The organism is Sphingobacterium micropteri, assembly GCF_014692515.1.
Lineage (GTDB): Bacteria > Bacteroidota > Bacteroidia > Sphingobacteriales > Sphingobacteriaceae > Sphingobacterium > Sphingobacterium micropteri.
Genome location: NZ_JACOIK010000004.1, coordinates 308748 through 325862, shown reverse-complemented (window position 1 = coordinate 325862; position 17115 = coordinate 308748). Strand labels below are relative to the sequence as shown.

General features: G+C 41.6%; 19 protein-coding genes. 13 read left to right on the top strand and 6 right to left on the bottom strand.

What is annotated here, in order from left to right:
- The first annotated feature begins 13 nt into the window (after positions 1-13).
- On the top strand, positions 14-772 hold the full coding sequence (locus tag H8B06_RS07425; RefSeq protein WP_190993708.1) for a DeoR/GlpR family DNA-binding transcription regulator: 759 nt from the start codon (positions 14-16) through the stop codon (positions 770-772).
- Between the two features lie 2 nt (positions 773-774).
- Here the strand turns inward: H8B06_RS07425 and H8B06_RS07420 are convergent, their stop codons facing one another.
- Positions 775-2034, bottom strand: coding sequence for an ROK family transcriptional regulator (locus H8B06_RS07420; protein WP_223857522.1), 1260 nt, complete (start codon positions 2032-2034; stop codon positions 775-777).
- Between the two features lie 218 nt (positions 2035-2252).
- Here H8B06_RS07420 and H8B06_RS07415 point away from each other — a divergent pair, with 218 nt between their 5' ends.
- From H8B06_RS07415 to H8B06_RS07385, 7 genes are all read left to right on the top strand, one after another.
- Positions 2253-3521: a Gfo/Idh/MocA family oxidoreductase gene (locus H8B06_RS07415; RefSeq protein ID WP_190993650.1), complete on the top strand. Its 1269-nt coding sequence runs from the start codon at positions 2253-2255 to the stop codon at positions 3519-3521.
- 20 nt (positions 3522-3541) lie between these two features.
- Positions 3542-6937, top strand: a complete 3396-nt coding sequence (locus H8B06_RS07410) for a family 16 glycoside hydrolase (protein ID WP_190993649.1) — start codon at positions 3542-3544, stop codon at positions 6935-6937.
- Positions 6938-7068: 131 nt separating this feature from the next.
- On the top strand, positions 7069-7740 hold the full coding sequence (locus H8B06_RS07405) for a DUF421 domain-containing protein (protein WP_223857521.1): 672 nt from the start codon (positions 7069-7071) through the stop codon (positions 7738-7740).
- 116 nt (positions 7741-7856) lie between these two features.
- A complete protein-coding gene (locus tag H8B06_RS07400; RefSeq protein ID WP_190993647.1) occupies positions 7857-8516 on the top strand; it encodes a response regulator in 660 nt (219 codons plus the stop codon).
- A 4-nt stretch (positions 8517-8520) separates the two neighbouring features.
- A complete protein-coding gene (locus H8B06_RS07395) occupies positions 8521-9054 on the top strand; it encodes a CinA family protein (RefSeq protein ID WP_190993646.1) in 534 nt (177 codons plus the stop codon).
- Between the two features lie 122 nt (positions 9055-9176).
- Entirely contained in the window at positions 9177-9365 is a 189-nt protein-coding gene (locus H8B06_RS07390) for a CsbD family protein (RefSeq protein WP_130140620.1), read from the top strand.
- 236 nt (positions 9366-9601) lie between these two features.
- Positions 9602-10123, top strand: coding sequence for a YciE/YciF ferroxidase family protein (locus tag H8B06_RS07385; RefSeq protein WP_190993645.1), 522 nt, complete (start codon positions 9602-9604; stop codon positions 10121-10123).
- Between the two features lie 36 nt (positions 10124-10159).
- Here H8B06_RS07385 and H8B06_RS07380 read toward each other — a convergent pair whose 3' ends face one another.
- Together H8B06_RS07380 and H8B06_RS07375 are read right to left on the bottom strand one after the other, a co-directional pair.
- Positions 10160-11197, bottom strand: a complete 1038-nt coding sequence (locus tag H8B06_RS07380) for a DNA topoisomerase IB (RefSeq protein ID WP_190993644.1) — start codon at positions 11195-11197, stop codon at positions 10160-10162.
- 9 nt (positions 11198-11206) lie between these two features.
- Positions 11207-11455 carry a DUF7218 family protein gene (locus tag H8B06_RS07375; RefSeq protein WP_190993643.1) on the bottom strand — a complete coding sequence of 83 codons (249 nt, stop codon included), beginning with the start codon at positions 11453-11455 and terminating at the stop codon, positions 11207-11209.
- A gap of 214 nt (positions 11456-11669) precedes the next feature.
- On the opposite strand from H8B06_RS07375, the gene H8B06_RS07370 reads away from it, so the two are divergent.
- The 4 genes from H8B06_RS07370 to H8B06_RS07355 all read left to right on the top strand — a co-directional run bounded on the left by H8B06_RS07370 (position 11670) and on the right by H8B06_RS07355 (position 13485).
- Positions 11670-11855, top strand: a complete 186-nt coding sequence (locus tag H8B06_RS07370) for a hypothetical protein (protein ID WP_190993713.1) — start codon at positions 11670-11672, stop codon at positions 11853-11855.
- Positions 11856-11985: 130 nt separating this feature from the next.
- Positions 11986-12189 carry a hypothetical protein gene (locus H8B06_RS07365; protein ID WP_190993642.1) on the top strand — a complete coding sequence of 68 codons (204 nt, stop codon included), beginning with the start codon at positions 11986-11988 and terminating at the stop codon, positions 12187-12189.
- A 21-nt stretch (positions 12190-12210) separates the two neighbouring features.
- The gene (locus H8B06_RS07360) at positions 12211-13101 is read left to right on the top strand and encodes an SDR family oxidoreductase (RefSeq protein ID WP_190993641.1); all 891 of its coding nucleotides are present in this window, start codon (positions 12211-12213) and stop codon (positions 13099-13101) included.
- Positions 13102-13230: 129 nt separating this feature from the next.
- Positions 13231-13485: a hypothetical protein gene (locus H8B06_RS07355; protein WP_190993640.1), complete on the top strand. Its 255-nt coding sequence runs from the start codon at positions 13231-13233 to the stop codon at positions 13483-13485.
- A 27-nt stretch (positions 13486-13512) separates the two neighbouring features.
- Here the strand turns inward: H8B06_RS07355 and H8B06_RS07350 are convergent, their stop codons facing one another.
- On the bottom strand, positions 13513-14091 hold the full coding sequence (locus tag H8B06_RS07350; RefSeq protein ID WP_190993639.1) for a PhnA domain-containing protein: 579 nt from the start codon (positions 14089-14091) through the stop codon (positions 13513-13515).
- Positions 14092-14462: 371 nt separating this feature from the next.
- Here H8B06_RS07350 and ypfJ point away from each other — a divergent pair, with 371 nt between their 5' ends.
- Complete coding sequence (ypfJ, locus tag H8B06_RS07345; protein ID WP_190993638.1) at positions 14463-15320, top strand: KPN_02809 family neutral zinc metallopeptidase; 858 nt, start codon at positions 14463-14465, stop codon at positions 15318-15320.
- Positions 15321-15326: 6 nt separating this feature from the next.
- On the opposite strand, the gene H8B06_RS07340 is transcribed toward ypfJ, so the two are convergent.
- Complete coding sequence (locus H8B06_RS07340; RefSeq protein ID WP_190993637.1) at positions 15327-16307, bottom strand: LuxE/PaaK family acyltransferase; 981 nt, start codon at positions 16305-16307, stop codon at positions 15327-15329.
- Positions 16308-16339: 32 nt separating this feature from the next.
- Complete coding sequence (locus tag H8B06_RS07335; protein ID WP_190993636.1) at positions 16340-17020, bottom strand: RhoGEF domain-containing protein; 681 nt, start codon at positions 17018-17020, stop codon at positions 16340-16342.
- Between the last annotated feature and the right edge of the window lie 95 nt (positions 17021-17115).

The following is a 17115-nucleotide window of genomic DNA, read 5'->3' as shown; positions in this document are numbered from 1 at the left end:
GTATCTTGGGACTATGAATAATGTAGAACGCCACCAGTTTATAATCAAGCAAATTGAGAAAAATGGTCATGTTTCTGTAGTTGATTTATGTGAAGAACTGAAAGTTTCTTCTGTTACTATCCGCAAAGACCTACAGTTTTTAGAAGATGAAGGTATGGTATTTCGTACCCATGGCGGAGCAACCAATGTGAATCCCTATCAAAAAGACCGTACCATAAATGAAAAAGCACTCTTATATTCGGAAGCAAAGAAATGTATAGGGGTGGTCGCTGCCAAATTGGTAGAACCAAACGATTCCATTATTATCGCTTCGGGTACAACGATGCAATATTTTGCACGAGAGATTGTACCGCAAGAACGATTAACGGTGATCACATCTGCTATCAATGTAACGATGGAACTGATCAAGCACGAAAGTGTGGATATTATTCAGTTAGGAGGCCCGGTGAGAAAGACATCTTCTTCTATTAATGGACGTTATGCAGAAGACTTATTGGGAGACTTCTTTTGTTCTAAGTTATTTATAGGTGTAGATGGTATCGATGCGGAATTTGGAATTACGACAACAAACGCGCAAGAAGCTTTATTGAATCGTAGGATGATGGAATCAGCACATAAGGTCATCGTTTTGGCCGACTCTTCGAAATTCGACCGAAAAAGCTTGGGTAAGATTTCCGCCTTATCCAAAGTAGACATGATTATCAGCGATAGCATACCTGCTAAATATCAACAATTGTGTGAGAATCTAGGGATTGAATATAAAACATGTTAAGCTTAGCTACTTGCTTTCTTCATCTGTGCTTCTAGTATGCCGTCGATCACAATGTAGATGTTTCCTGTTAAACTTGCATCGCGCCGTAGTTCCGAAAGCGTGACTTTCGTGTCTTCTCGAATCTTCGCCATGCTATACGTGTTGATCGATTGGATAATGGGAATCGTAATGTACTGCTTGGCCTCTGCAATTTTCCCGCCGAGTATGATTACTTCTGGATTGAACAGCTGTATAAGGGTAGCAATACCTTTGCCCAAGCTGTTTCCGAGTTTGGACAACATGCTTATCGCAAATTGGTCGCCCTGATTAGCAGCTTCGATAACGATATGTGGCTCTATTTCATTGATTTCCTGCCCCGATAAGCGGTTTAGCAGAGAGTGCTGTCCCGACTTGATGCCTTCTTTTACCATTCTGGCAAGTGCGATTCCAGAGGCTACAGTCTCCAGGCAGCCTCGCTTCCCGCAGTAGCACAAAGCGCCGTCATCTACAAAAGGCATGTGGCCTATCTCACCGGAAAATCCTTTAGCTCCCTTTCTGATTTTTCCATCCATGATAATGCCTAAACCAATTCCCCAATCCAATAAGACGACCAGTGCGTCTTTTCGGTCCTTGGCCAATCCGTGACGAGATTCTGCAATGGTAGCTGATTTGACGTCGTTTTCAATAAATACCGGATAGGGAAACATTTGTTCGAGATTCTCTTTCAAGTTAAAATCCCCTTCGGAAAGATAGGTGTAATTGATGTATTCCTTGCTATTAATCAAGCCGGGCATACTCATTCCGATTCCAAGTATTTTGCTGGTATCAATGTCTGAATCCCGGATCAGCGCATCAATAAAATCTCGAATCGTATTTAGGACGGATATATCTTTGGAAATGGAAAGCGGCAGTTGTCTAATGCCGCTAACATTATTGTTGTTGTTGTCAAAAATGGCCGCCCGTACGTGGAACCGCTCCATGTCTATGCTAACAACATAGTAAGAGTCATCCTTCAATCCATAGAGGTCCGGTTTTCTTCCGCCGACAGATGTACCCTTCCCTTTTTTTTCTATGAGGCCAAGATCGATAAGTTCTGCCACTAGATTTTGACACGTGGGATGGCTTATACCCAGTTTCGTAAAAAGTTCTAGTATAGAGGATGCACCATTTTCGTATAACTGTTTTATTAAATTGATTTTTTGAACATATTTTTTCCGGTCGACATTCCCCATGTCAACAATGTCTTGATTAATAGTACCAAGTATAGGGTCGGCTAGTGACATCTGATGTAATTAGAAGTTATTGTTCTTTAAAATTTTTAATAAAGATAGTTCTTATTTTTAAATTTTGTGTTAACTGGGTAATTTTTCTACAAAAAATAATTTATCTTTTTGTTTTAGTGAAAAAAATAGCATAATTTGGCTTTTAAGAATTCAAAATATAGCAGTTGGATATCAAAGCATAGAGAATATTTAAGACCTAATTTAATCAATAAACAAGCATGAGTGAAAACAAAACATCAAGACGTAATTTTCTTAAGAAGACGTTGATTGGTGCGGCAGCTTTTACCATAGTCCCTCGACACGTGCTCGGCGGTAGTGGCTTTTTGGCGCCCAGTGACCATTTAACAAAAGGAATAATCGGTGTAGGGGCTATGGGAAGAGGGCATTTTAAGTATGCCGGTACAAAAACCGTAGCCATTTGTGATGTGGACACCAGGCACTTGGCATTGGCGCAGAAAGCTCTCGGTGGTGGCGTGACAGAACATCATGACTTCCGGGAATTAATTCAAAACCCCGAAGTGGACATTGTACATATTGCGACACCTCCGCACTGGCATGGTATCATGGCTGTGGAAGCAGCCCGTTCGGGTAAAGATATCTGGTGTGAAAAGCCGATGACGCGTACCATTGGGGAAGGCAAAAAAGTGAAAGAAGCTGTAGCGCAACACGGAAATATTTTTAGGTTAAACACTTGGTTTCGTTTTGATGCTGACTTTTACGGAATGAACGTGCCTGTCAAAAAGATCAAGAAACTAGTGGACACGGGTATGTTGGGGTGGCCATTAAAAGTAACGATCAGTAAACATACAGGGTTTGACTGGAAGTTCTATTGGGTAGGACGGGAAAATCTACCTGTAGAACAAGCACCTCAGGAATTGGATTATGAGATGTGGTTGGGGCCAGCTCCATATAAACCTTATAGTACGCACCGCGTACATACCACATTCCGTGGATATTGGGATTATGACGGAGGCGGGTTAGGTGATATGGGGCAGCATTATCTGGATCCTGTGCAATATTTTTTAGGCAAAGATGAAGAAAGTCCGGTAACGATCGAAGTGGATGCACCTCAACAGCATTCGGACGCTGTAGGAACCTGGCGAAAAATTACCTACACCTATGCTGATGGATGTCAGATTGTATTGGATGGGGCTGGCACAGAAAAAGGATTAGCCTATATAGAAGGACCGAAAGGGAAGTTGTATAAAGGTTTCGTTTCAGACATCCCAGATATGGAACGAAAACTAGCACAATATCCAGATCCTGCTCCGCAGATGACCGATTTCGTCGAGGCTTGTCGGACAAGACAGAAATTCGCATTGAATGAACAAAACGGTTATTATTCGGCTACGTTGGTAAATCTAGGGTTAGCGGCATTACGCCTAAACCGTACGTTGAAATTTGATTCCGACAAACAAGCGTTTGTGGATGACGAAGCAGCGAACAGATTAATTGATCAACCTATGCGTGGCCCTTGGATTATTTAGATTAACCTATCGGAAAACAAATGAAGAAAGTATTTAATACATTATCAGCACTGTTGGTTATACAGATTGCGGCATATGCCCAGCAACCGGCAAACAGAACTTCCGCAACAAAAATTGCAGATGTGTTGGCGCAACAACCTGCTGACGAAATAAACAAATTTACCGCTGCCATGAAGGAACTCCAAAACTTCACGGCCGAGGATATAGCAAATCTACTCACCGGCTTGAAACCGCAGGGAGGGAGCAACGCGGCAACGGAATATGCCGCCAATTCTTATTCCTTTTATGTGATGCAACCGGGTATGGAAGCGCAACGCGAAGTCTTTTCTCAGGGATTGATATTAGCGTTGGATAGGCTGCAAGATAAAGACAACAAAGGTTTTGTATTGCAATTGATGAAGCAGGCGTCAAAAAATGAAGCGATCGAGGCGCTTGTTCCGTACTTAAAAGACGAATATTTGGTTGATAAAGCAGCGATAGCGTTAAACGGTATCCGCACGCCGGAAGCGGCACAGGCATTGTCCAATGCCTTGGCGTCTTCGGCATCTGAAAAAACAGCGACAGCTATCGTGGGCGCCTTAGGCGATTTGCGTTCAAAGAGCGACGAAGAAGCTATTATTGCTACGTTAGCGCAATATACCTCAGAGAATTACCAACGCAATGCTTATACCGCATTAAGTAAAATTGCGGGAACGAAATCGGCTCCAGTGTTTCTGACAAAGCTGAAAGAAGTCAATTATCAATTTGATAAAACCAATATCGGGGGACTCACATTAGACTATGCCAATAACCTGTTGGATCAAGAGCAGCAAAAGCAGGCAATTTCGATAGCGAATACCGTCGCTAAAGAAGCCGCAAAAGCAGAAGCTCCAACGTTACAAGTCGGCGCATTAACACTATTAACAAGAGCGAATCCTGCAAAGGCACGTAAACAGCTTATGAAGGCTGCAACAAGCAGCGAACCCTTATATCGCGCAGCTGCGTTGGATCTGTTGGCAGAAAATGGAACAGCCGCAGATACCAAGAAACTCATCGGTACGTTGCGGAAATCTTCACCAGAGGTACAGGAGAGTATCCTCCATTACCTGGCAGCGGAAGGTACGGAAGCACTGGTGCCCGATATCGAAAAATCACTAGGCAACTTAAAATACACAAGAGCAAAAATTGCGGGTTTAAATACACTCTCTAAACTGTCTAATGACGGTAATACAGATTATCTGATTTCTGAGCTGTCAAATGCCGATGAAGCGACGATACAAGCTATTGAAGCGTTGCTCCGTTCGTCAAAAGATCGGGAGATAGTTGATAAAATAAACAGTGCGATTCCCGGAGCTGATACAAAAACACAGTTGGCACTACTTAACGTCTTGGCGACCCGAACCAATGCAAATTCATCTAAAGTGGTTTTACCGCTGTTGACGGCCAGCGATAACAACGTGAAAGTCGCTGCATTGAAGGCATTACCCAATGTGGTGAATCCCGAAGACGTAGATGTGTTGATTGACGTATTGGCAAATACACCAGAAAGTGATGCGCGTTATGTGCAGGAGGCCTTGGTCATTGCCTTGAACACACGCAGTGACAAGGATGCGAAAATAAGTCAGTTAGCGGTAGAGACATCACAAAATCCTTTGCCAACTTCCGCTAAAATTTTCCCGGTATTTGCAGGTTTAGGTGGAGCGGAATCATTGCGAACTGTCGAAAGCTTTTTGAAAAACAAAGAACTCAAAAATTCGGCCCTGCTCGCATTGGCGAATTGGTCTAATCCGGAAGTATTACCGACATTGATCAAGTTATCCCGGTCGGAACGTGTTAGTGAACATTTTGGTGCTATTTTTAACGGTCTCGTCAAGCAGATCAATGCGAGCGACCATACCAATGAACAGAAAACGCTGCTGTTAAAAGATGCGTTTGAGTTGGCGGAAAATGCGGCACAAAAGCGTACCGTATTGAGCAACCTCCAAGCAACTGGTACTTATCAGGCGATGATGTTTGCAGCCCAATACATGGACGACAAAGACTTGAAAGGTGCCGCCACCAATACCGCATTGAATATCGCTACGGATAGTTATGCGTTTATCGGAACAGACGTCCGTAATATCCTAAATAAAGCGATGGAGAATTTGACAGGGAACGAAAGCTCTTATTTACGGGAAGCTATTATCCGCCACCTCACCGAAATGCCGGCAGGAGAAGGCTATTCGTCTATCTTTAACGGGAAGAACCTTTCCGGATGGAAAGGATTGGTTGAGGATCCTATTAAGCGTGCAGCGATGACTCCACGGGAGCTGGAGCAAAAACAAGCAGCGGCCGATAAAAAGATGCGCGATAGCTGGAGTGCTATAAATGGTGAACTGGTTTTCTCGGGAGAGGGGGATAATATCGCTACGGTAAAGCAATATGGCGATTTTGAGATGTTGGTGGACTGGAAGCTGGATCCAAATGGGAGAGAGCCTGATGCCGGTGTTTACCTGCGCGGTACACCGCAGGTACAGATATGGGATATTTCACGGACTGACGTCGGTGCGCAAGTTGGATCTGGTGGTTTGTACAACAACCAGAAAAATCCATCTACGCCATTGAAAGTCGCCGACAATGCATTGGGCGAATGGAATACCTTTAAAATCCGTATGATAGATGAGGAAGTGAGTGTATGGTTAAATGGTGAATTAGTGGTCGACAAAGTCATCCTTGAAAATTATTGGGATCGCAACCAATCTATTTTCCCGGTTGAACAGATCGAGCTCCAAGCACACGGTTCCCGGGTATGGTATCGGGATATCTATGTAAAAGAATTAGCCCGTAAAGAAAACTATACGTTAAGCAATGAAGAAAAAGTAGCGGGTTTTATGATGCTATTCGACGGGCGTGATCTTGATCAGTGGACAGAAACATCGGCTTACGAAATAACGCCCGAAGGCTATGTTAGGGCAAATCCGGATGCGAAGTTTGGTAAAAATCTGTACACCAAGGAGGAGTACGGTGATTTTGTCTATCGTTTTGAATTTAAACTGACCCCTGGTGCCAATAATGGTGTCGGTATCCGTACACCGTTAGAGGGAGATGCCGCCTACGTAGGTACCGAGATCCAGATTTTAGATAACGATGCAGCGGTTTATAAAAATCTAAAAGAACACCAGTATCATGGATCTGCTTATGGCATCATCCCGGCGAAACGCGAAGGTATGAAGCCGGTGGGGGAATGGAATACACAAGAAATCCGTGTCCAAGGGGATAAAATTAAAGTAACACTTAACGGTGTCGTTATCCTCGATGGCAACCTTGCGGAAGCTTCAAAAAATGGAACGTTGGATGGTAAAGATCATCCAGGATTAAGTAGAAAATCTGGTCATATCGGTTTCCTCGGCCATGGTTCGGAAGTTTTTTTTAGAAATATACGGGTAAAAAGACTTTAATAGAGCATATTTGTTAACCCAAGAGAAGGAGCTGTTCTGTTGCAGCTCCTTTTTTTGTGCAAACTATTTTGTATCTATGTTGTCTTATTGATAATAGTAAATAATATATGTTTGGTATTGACTTCAAAAACATGCTTATAGGAAGTAGTGAATGGCTTTTTCTTGCGGAAATCATCGTACGTACCGCCATCATGTTTTTAATGATTTTATTAGTGCTCCGTATCTCGGGAAAACGAGGTGTACGCCAACTTACCTTATTTGAGGTGGCGATTATATTAGGGTTAGGATCGGCTGCGGGTGACCCGATGTTTCAAGAAGATATTCCTATTTTTTACGCTTTAGTTGTTTTTGCGGTCGTCATCGCGATCTATAAGATATTGACGTGGTTAGCGGCGAGATCAATTTCTGTGCATCGAATTTTGGAGGGTAAAGAGATGACGGTGGTTAAAAACGGCATGTTTAATGTAAAAAGTGAAAAAGATGACGATTTTTCTACCATGGAATTTTTTGCGGAATTACGTAATCAATCTATCGAACATTTAGGACAGGTCAGAACGGCGGTATTGGAAATAGATGGTACGATGAGTGTGCTGTTTTATGCCGATGCGGAAATGAGGTTTGGTTTGCCATTATTTCCAGATGCTTATCAGGAAGTCGATATAGCGACCTTTGGCGGCGGAGTATTGGCTTGCATGCACTGTGGGTGTATACAGCAGCATGGTACTGTTCTGGAAGATCCGGTATGCCCACGTTGTAAGCATGATAAATGGGCTATTGCATTGAATACAAAACGGATAGCATAACGCTAGTCATCTTGTATAGCTTTTTTTAGGTAAATACGTAAACTATTAAGGGCGTTTAGTTGTTGATGAAGCAGTATCCATAAAAAAGCGATGAGAAGTAAAGGTTTAAATTAAAAATGGAAAAGACGAAAATTTTATTGGCCGAAGATCATTTGGTGGTTCGAAACGGGATTAAGCTTCTTTTGGACGCGCAAGCTAATTTTGAAGTCGTAGCAGATGTAGGCAGTGGTAGGGAAATATTGGATTTGATAGCAGCTGGTGTAGAAGGGGATATTTTAATTACGGATTTGACCATGGATAATGTGGATGGATTGCAGTTGATTAAAGAATTGAATCAGCGAGGTATAAAGATGTATGTGATTGTATTGTCTATGTTGGATGAGGAACACTATGTCGCACAAAGTTTCCAATATGGGGCGAGAGCCTATTTGGTGAAAAATGTCACAGCAGACGAAATGCTTTTTTGTATAAATCATGTGGCTAAAGGTGGACGTTACTTGTGTGAGGAGCTTACGATGAAACTGGTGGATAAACTTATTAATAAGGAAGAAGCCCAATCCTATAAAATGGATCCAGCAGAGTTGTCACTCTCCTCACGCGAGATGGAAGTGTTGGAATTGCTGGGTGAAGGATTAACTAATCTGGAGATATCAAAAAAATTGTTTTTGAGTAAACGAACGGTGGAAGGGCATCGCCAAAGTTTAATTGATAAAACAAAATCGAAGAATACACCTGCCTTAATCAAATTTGCTATTCAAAACGGATTACTGAAATAGAGTTATGGTGGATATAATAGCAAAGCCGGTTATGCAAATAGACGACGAAGCGCTGGCGGCGTGTGGAGAATTTCTGCAAGCCCATGGTTTGAAACTCTTGTGTGCGGAAAGTATGACTGCAGGATATTTAAGTTCACTATGGTCATTGGAGTTTCACAGCGGCGATTATTTTTTGGGTTCGCTGGTCTGTTATGATGATCAATGCAAAACACAATTACTTGCTGTTCCAAAAAATAAAATCGAAAAATATTGTGCTGAATCGGCCGTGATAACCTTGCGGATGTTAGATGGATTAACAAGAACTTCCATCACCAATGCCGATGTATTCATTAGTATAACAGGCTTGGCTTTTAAAACAAACAATCCAAAACAAAAAAGAGAAATAGGAACTGTTTATTATGCATTTCGGTATCAGCGGGAAAAAAGAATCTATAAAAAGAAGTTTTCGGGAGATCCGAGCGCTATACTTATCCAGACCTGTAACAGCCTGTTTCGGGATTTAATTACTTGGCTTCCTCTTGTAACATCTAAAAGATAAATACATAACGTAACGAAAATTGGTAAAGGGGTAAAATTGAAAAGGTAATTTTTAAAAATTCCAGAACAAAAACAAGATATGTTGGTTCTATAAATAGACAGTAAATTTAAAAGGAGGAAACAATGAATAAATTAACATGGAAAGGTCGTTGGAACGAAGTAAAAGGAAAAGTTAAACAGCAATATGCCGATTTAACAGACGACGATTTGTTATATGCAGAAGGTAAAGAAGACGAATTGTTAGGGAAATTGCAGAAGAAAACAGGCAAAACAAAAGAGGAAGTAGAGGATTGGTTAAATAATTTGGATTAATACACCATCCTGTTTTTAATTGCAAAACCAACAGTAAGTTGGATGAAAAGAGGCTGTCTCTCAAAAGGGACAGCCTCTTTTTGTATAGCTACATTATCAAAAAATAATGGAATTACGCGTTTATACGGTTGGTTCTAAACTTTTTACGTTTTTAGCCGGGAATTCTACGGGAAATAAAAAAACAAGGAACTATCGCGTTTATGAGCTGTTATATTGACAAATAAACAATAAACGTTATGGCACAGACAAAAGAAAACGGCAACATGCCAAATGCACACCTACACGAACTTTTAGTTGATGAAATGCGGGACATTCTGGGCGCAGAACGTCAATTATTAAAAGGATTGAAGAAATTAGCAAACGCTGCTGAAAGCCCTACACTTAAGAAAGCCTTTGAAGAACATTACGGACAGACGGAAAACCATATTGAACGTCTAAAGTCTGCTTTTTCAAATCTGGGACTCAGCGGTCGAGGAAAAAAATGCAAAGCCATGGAGGGTCTTCTAAAAGAAGCGGAGGAGATTATCGAAGAGTTTGAAGATAGTCCCGAAGTGGTAGACGCCGCCTTGATCGCCGCTGCACAAAAAGTAGAGCATTATGAAATCGCGAGCTACGGCTGTATTGTTACCTACGCGAAATTAATGGGACACGATGAAGTAAAAGAGTTGCTGGGACAAACGTTAGCGGAAGAAAAAGAGACCGATGAATTGTTGACGGAAATAGCAATGTCCGAGGCGAATGTCGGTGAAACCGCTTAAAATTTTTAATAAAAAAGCCAGTAGAAACTGGCTTTTTTATTCCCTTAGCAATTTCATTAACCTGTTTAGTACCGTTTTTCCATTGATCTCAGGTTTCCGCTGCAGCGTCTTTATCCACTTATCTAAGGCCGAATCTTCGTAGGCAGCAAGGATTTTTGGATGGATATAATAATTACGGGTGACCGTTCTCGTATTGCCCAACTCTTGAGCAACCTGATCGATAATATGGATTGTATTCTTTTTCCGTTCTGTAACATTGCGAGGAAGAGGCAATGCGGCCATGTAGGACAATGCCAATAGGCAACCATTCCAAGTCCGAAACGTTTTACAACTAACTTCTGCTAGCATAGCCTCCTTTAGGTATTCGTTGATTGTGCCGGAGTCCAGAGGCCTTATATTACCTTCCTCGTCATAATATTGGAAAAGTACTTGTCCGGGGATATCTTTGACTTTCGCCAAAGCCTTAACTAAAGCTTTTTCCCGTAAATAACATTGTTGTGCAACACCTTTTTTGCCGACAAATTTAAAGAATATTTTGTTCGCCGAGATTTGTTGAATATGCTTATTACGTAAAGTTGTCAACCCATAAGAACCATAGTTTTTTTCATAATATTTATTTCCAGTGCGGAAAGATGTTTTATCCATAATAGCTATAGCCAGCGCACACACTTTATCGCAAGATAATTTCTTTTTTCGTAAATCTTTTGATACCCGTTTTTTCAAAAGGGGGAGTTTATTACCGAATGTGAATAGGTCGGCGAATTTTTTTTCACTGCGTAAAGCCACCCACTTGGGGTGGTATTTGTATTGCTTGCGGTTGTTAAGGTCGAGTCCGGTTGCTTGTAAATGCCCATTTGGAGATGCACAAATCCAGACCTCCCGCCAAGCAGGAGGTAATACCAAGGAACGGATACGGGATAATATCTGCTTATTTCTAATCGGATGACCTTGTTTGTCTAAATATATAAAAGAGTCCCCCTTAGCCTTTCGACTATATCCTTTTTCTTGAGAGGAGGAATAGCGAAGACCCGATTCTGCTAATTCCTCCAATAACGTCTCCTGTTTTGTATCCATTGTAGTCCGTCAATGGTTTCGAATAGCATCAATGAGTGCAGACTTGTTCATCTTATGACGGCCTGAAATACCAATTTTTTTTGCTTCTTGCAGTAATTCTTCTTTTGTACGGTCATCCAAAGGATTTGCTTTGCCACCTTTTTTACTCGCATTTGGTGTATTGGCAATACGTGCGGCTTTTTCTTTACTCATTCCTTCATCCCGTAATGCCTCATACTTCTTGTCGTCTTTAATAGACTTTCCGTGATTTTTTGCCATAACAATTTTATTTTATGCTTATCGTTGAGATCTTTTAGATTGAACCGCTGTAAATCTGAATATGTTTTGGGTTTTTATACGGTTTGGATCGATAAAAATACGTGTTATGCATATCTAAATATGTTTATAAAGGGTATAAATACTCGTTATCCTGTCGTTTTCAAACCTAAATGTCCAACTGTTTGTTTTTATATCAACGAACAAAAACAATCTTATGGAAGATAACAGAGATCAAAATGAAATGGAAATGGATGAATCCATGCACGGCGTGCCACGGAAAGAGGTGCCAGAAGTTGCAAAAGAGGAACCTGATGATAAGCCCGCGGCTCGGACCATTCAATGGACAATTGTTATTGCCGTCATCATCCTCGCCATCATTTATTTTGTGTTTTTCTACTAATGCCTTGTAGAAAAGTATGAACACGAAGATACAATGTAGAACTAAAAATTAAACAGATGAACGGCATGAATTTCTATGCATAAAAGACAGTATAATCCATGCAGCTTCATCGCCATTAAAACAAATCCTCATGAAACAGCTTATTTTTTATACACAGTTATTTGTAGCGGCCGGCTTGTTATATGCTTGCGGTGGCAACCAGCGGGAAAATATCCAGGATACACCAATAGAGCAAGATATGCCATTAGATGAGGGTATTGTGCCTATTGATTCGCTGGAACGAGATAGTTTGGATACCATGCAACAGATGATGCCCACACCGCCACTAAATTAGGAATGTTTAAACGGATAGCATATGAACACATATAAAAAAGGTAATCCAAAGGACTTATATCCTAAACCGCCTTTTCCCAAACAAGATCAACAGCCGCCGGGTGTGACTTCGGCTATGCAGCCGCGGCCTGATCACGGGGAAGAGAGTTATATAGGATGTGATACATTAATAGGAAAAGTAGCGATAATAACCGGTGGAGATTCTGGAATTGGTAAAGCGGTTGCGATAGCGATGGCGCGTGAGGGAGCAGATGTCGTTATTTCTTATAAAGATGATATCGAGGACGAAGACGCATTTGATACACGTGATTGGGTAAGACGATCGGGACGTACCGCATTGCTTTTTAAAGGAAATATAAGGAATGAATTGTTGTGTAAACGAATCGTTGACGAGACAGTAGCGAAATTCGGTAAAATCGACATATTGGTTAATAATGCAGCTTATCAAATGAGTTACAATGGTGTGGAGGATATTTCCGAAGAAGAATGGAATAAAACCTTTCAAGTCAATATGAGCGCCATGTTCTATTTTGTGAAATATGCAAAAAAGCATATGCCTCCTGGCTCGTCGATTATTAATACAACATCAGTAAATGCGTATAATCCCAACCCTAGTTTGCTGCCTTACGCCGCGACGAAAGGAGCTATTCAAAATTTTACGTCCAGCTTGGCCCAAATGTTTTTACAGGATGGGTCCGGGATACGCGTGAATGCCGTGGCTCCCGGACCGGTGTGGACCCCCTTAATTCCAAGCACCATTCCCGATCATGAGAATTTTGGACAGGATACCCCGATGGGGCGGCCAGGACAACCAGCGGAAATAGCTCCGGTATACATATTCTTGGCATCCGATGCGGCTTCCTACGTTTCGGGAGCAACTATACCCGCAACTGGAGGACGAGCAACGATTTAAATAAATTGTTAGGTAGTTAGAAGAGGTTAGAGCGTTAGAATAGGTTAGGGAGTTAGACTTTTCTCACTTCTTAACTCTTTAGCTATCTAACTTTTTTAAAATAAAATTTTGAAAATAAAACGAATAACTATGATCAAGACGATAAAATACAGCATCACATTTTTGGCCGCAGCCCTGTTTTTCTCCTGTTCTGGGGGAAATGGAAGTTCTACAGATACCGATACTGTACCCACTCCAGGGCCAGTGGGTGAGATGGACCGTTCGCGCTATAACCTCAATGAACCCGATGAAATGCTGCATGAAATGCAGGATTCGGTAGATATGGGAGCGGATACATCGGGTTTGCCAGCAAACAAAAATAAGGTAGATTCGCTGATCGACTAACATATAGAGCCTAAGCGGTGGCTGTTGTTATCCTTTACGGAGGTATTTGGTTAAGATAACAATCGTCTGCCCTTCTATTTTACCTTCGATTTGTTCGGGATTGTCAGGTACTAAACGAATGTTTTTAACGACAGTTCCCAGCTTAGCCGAAAGAGAAGATCCCTTCACATCTAGCGTTTTAACAAGAACAACGGTATCTCCCTCGTAGAGGCGGGTACCGTTACTATCTACATGAAATTGTACGGTTCCTTCTTGTTCGTGATCGCCCGTTTTTTTTGCCCATTCCAGGTTTTCATCATCGAGGTACAAAATGTCAAGATTGTCGGAGGCCCAACCCTCATGCCGTAACCTACTCAACATGCGCCACGCCACGACCTGTACCGCTGGGTATTCGGACCACATCGTTTCAGAAAGTACTTTCCAATGTTCTGCGTCCAATTGCTCTCTCTTCTCAATTTGATCTAAACAAGTATTACATAGATAAATAACGTTATCTGCTGTTTGCTGATCGGTTGGCGGTACGGTATATATCGTTAATGTTGCTGTGCTATTACATAGTTCGCACGTATTGTTACTTCTTGCTATTAACTGTTGTTCTAAAGACATGATAATCGGGTTGAGCCGCAAAAATACGAAGATTTTCTTTATATAGCTTTTTATCCATTCGTTTTTGTTTTTTTAGGTATGGATGAGCACTCCGTGGTTTTAGAAAAAAGTTGTGCAAAAAATCGTCCTTCAAATGTTTTACATATGGGATAATACTAAAATAAGTTTGTGCAATTGTAAAACATTTGGATGCGACATCGAGTGTTAAGGGAAGGGTTGATACAATTGTACAGCCTCTTCCTTAACTTTTTAAGGCCGCATCCGGATGGTTGAGGTAGATAGAATTGTTATGTTAGCACTATATTTTGCCTCAATTATCCGAAGCGGCGAGGTTTTTGCTTAGTGTTCCCGGAAAAAGAAGATAAAAAATTATGAAGTGGCAAGGCGGCCGTAGAAGCGGCAATATCGAAGATAAAAGAGGTATGAGTGGTGGGCAGAAACTGACACTCGGCGGCATTGGTGGTGTCATCGTACTGATTATTGGTTTTTTATTAGGGGGAGACCCCGAGCAGCTGTTGAATCAGATGCAGCAAACTGCTCCCACCGAGCAGGGAGAATACCAGTCTACGCCCGAAGAAGACAGGCTAATGGATTTTGCCGATGTCGTTTTAGGCAGTACGGAGGATGTATGGAAAAGCATTTTTGCAGCCAATGGATCCGATTACCCCGTCACCAAGTTAACCGTTTATAATGGTGCCGTGGAAACAGCTGGTTGTGGAGTGGGACAAACGGCTTTTGGACCATTTTACTGTCCGGGAGATCAAAAGATTTATCTAGATTTAAGCTTTAATGAAGAGCTGTCAAAAAAATACGGTGCAAAAGGAGAATTTGCTTTAGCCTATGTTATTGCCCATGAAGTGGGACATCATATACAAAATGTACTGGGGGTATTAGAACAGACCAACGCTATGCGAGCAAAAATGAGCGAGCGAGAGTATAACAAGATCTCCGTCATGACGGAATTACAGGCGGATTTTTATGCTGGTGTTTGGGCGCACCATGTCAAAAATTATTCTGATATCGAACTGACCTATGACGATATCGTAGATGGTATGCGTGCGGCGGCGGCAGTAGGCGATGACCATTTGCAGGAGCAAGCACATGGACATGTTAATCCCGAATCATTTACCCATGGCTCTTCCGAACAACGTGTGCAATGGTTTAAAAAAGGTTACGACACCGGAGATATGGAAGCGGGGAATACGTTTAATGATCCGAGTTTGCAATAATTTTAATCACTGTACCAATAAATTGCATCCGCGGATATCACTATTGTCGAAGCGTCCCAAGATTTCAAAGGAACTGTCTGTATACAATTTCCCGAGGTCTTGTGTAGCAATAAAGGAGCAAGAATAATAATTGGCGAGGTCAATCACATTGATGGCACCGGTTTTTCCGTGCTCTACAAGGCTAAGCGGATCGTCTGTATCCCGTATCAAAACTTTCATCCAAGGCGGTGTTTGAAAAATTCCTCCTCCAAAAGAATAACCCTGTGAGAGCAGTTCGGTCATGCCGTATTCGGAATGTACTTTTTCTACGCCAAAACCCCTGGTTAAGATTTGATGTAGCTCTTCCCGAATCATTTCTTTTCGTTTCCCTTTCATGCCGCCGGTTTCCATCACCATAAGTTCAGGAAAATCGATTTGGTACTGCTCGCAAAAATCTAGCAAAGCGTACGTCACGCCGATCAACAATGTTTTTATGCGCTTCTGTTTTAGTTCATGAAGCGTGTTATATAGGTCTTCGTGGTTGTATAAAAAATAACCCGATGAAGGATGCTGACTTCGAGTGATGAGATCGTCAACCATATAGATGAGTGAAGATCCGGAGCGCTCCAAATAGGAGGGGAGAAGTGCTAACACAGCGATATCTTGTATCTCGCCATAAAACTGTTGGAAACAAGCGCGAAAGCTCTTTTCATACCAAGAGATGTCTGCGACATGGTGCTGACTTGTAACCATACCGGTTGTACCCGAACTGGTAAACGTAATTTCAGTTTGACGCCCTTCTGCAAGTATCTGTTGCGTTTTAAAAAAATCGATCGGTAAAAAAGGAATTTGTGTGTAGTGGCTAACGCTTGCTTTTCCTTTGCCCAGCAGGTCTACGTATTTGCCATATACCGCACAATGATCTTTTTGATAGTGGTATACTTCTAAACAAACCTCGTTAAATGCTGCCTCGCTATCAATCGAAAAAATACGTTCTTGTATACCCATATCGTTACGCAAATATACGTATCACTTATAACTTATCCCTCATCACCCCAAATACTATTCAGCTTTTGCGTAGCTTTCATCAGTTGTTCTATTTTTTGTAGGCTTGCGCTATAATGCTGGGAAAATTCACTGTATAGTTGGACGTATTCGTCCAAAATAGCATATACCGCGTTAAGCGTTTGGAGAAATTCCTGTAAATCTTTATCTAAGGATTTTATATTCGTTTCCCGGTCTTCATGGAATTTAAAAATATCGTCTAGTATGCTAAAATTGAGTGGGTCGATGGGTTTACCCGATCTAAAGTAAGTGTCAATCAGTTCGTTGTATTCGGATTCCAGTGCAGCTACATGATCGTAGAATTTGATGATGCGTTGATGCAGTTTACGTACCTGGAGATAAAAGTCTCGCAGTTCCACTTGAAACCGGATTTCTATGGTATGGGCGATGTCGACATCCGTGAGATCAATCTGTGTCGTGTAATATTCCAACATCTCTTCCAGCTCCTCTCGATCATAATCGATATCATGCAGTAGGTTTTGTGTCAGATGTACATCTCCTCTTGCCTTTTCGAAGCGTAGTTTCATCCGCCAGGTGTCGTCGTGTGCCGTGCGGTAATCCAGTAGTGCCTGTCGCTCCGAATCCATGAAATAACGTTCGTTCTTGGATTTGTAGGTGATGTCACGTAATGGATGATGTATATAGATGGTTTTCATGTCGGTTGTTTGAGTTTTAAAAATACGTAAATAAAATCGAAATAGGAATATGCTAACCTTTAAATAAGGTATTCTGGTGCATGTCTGGCACCAGA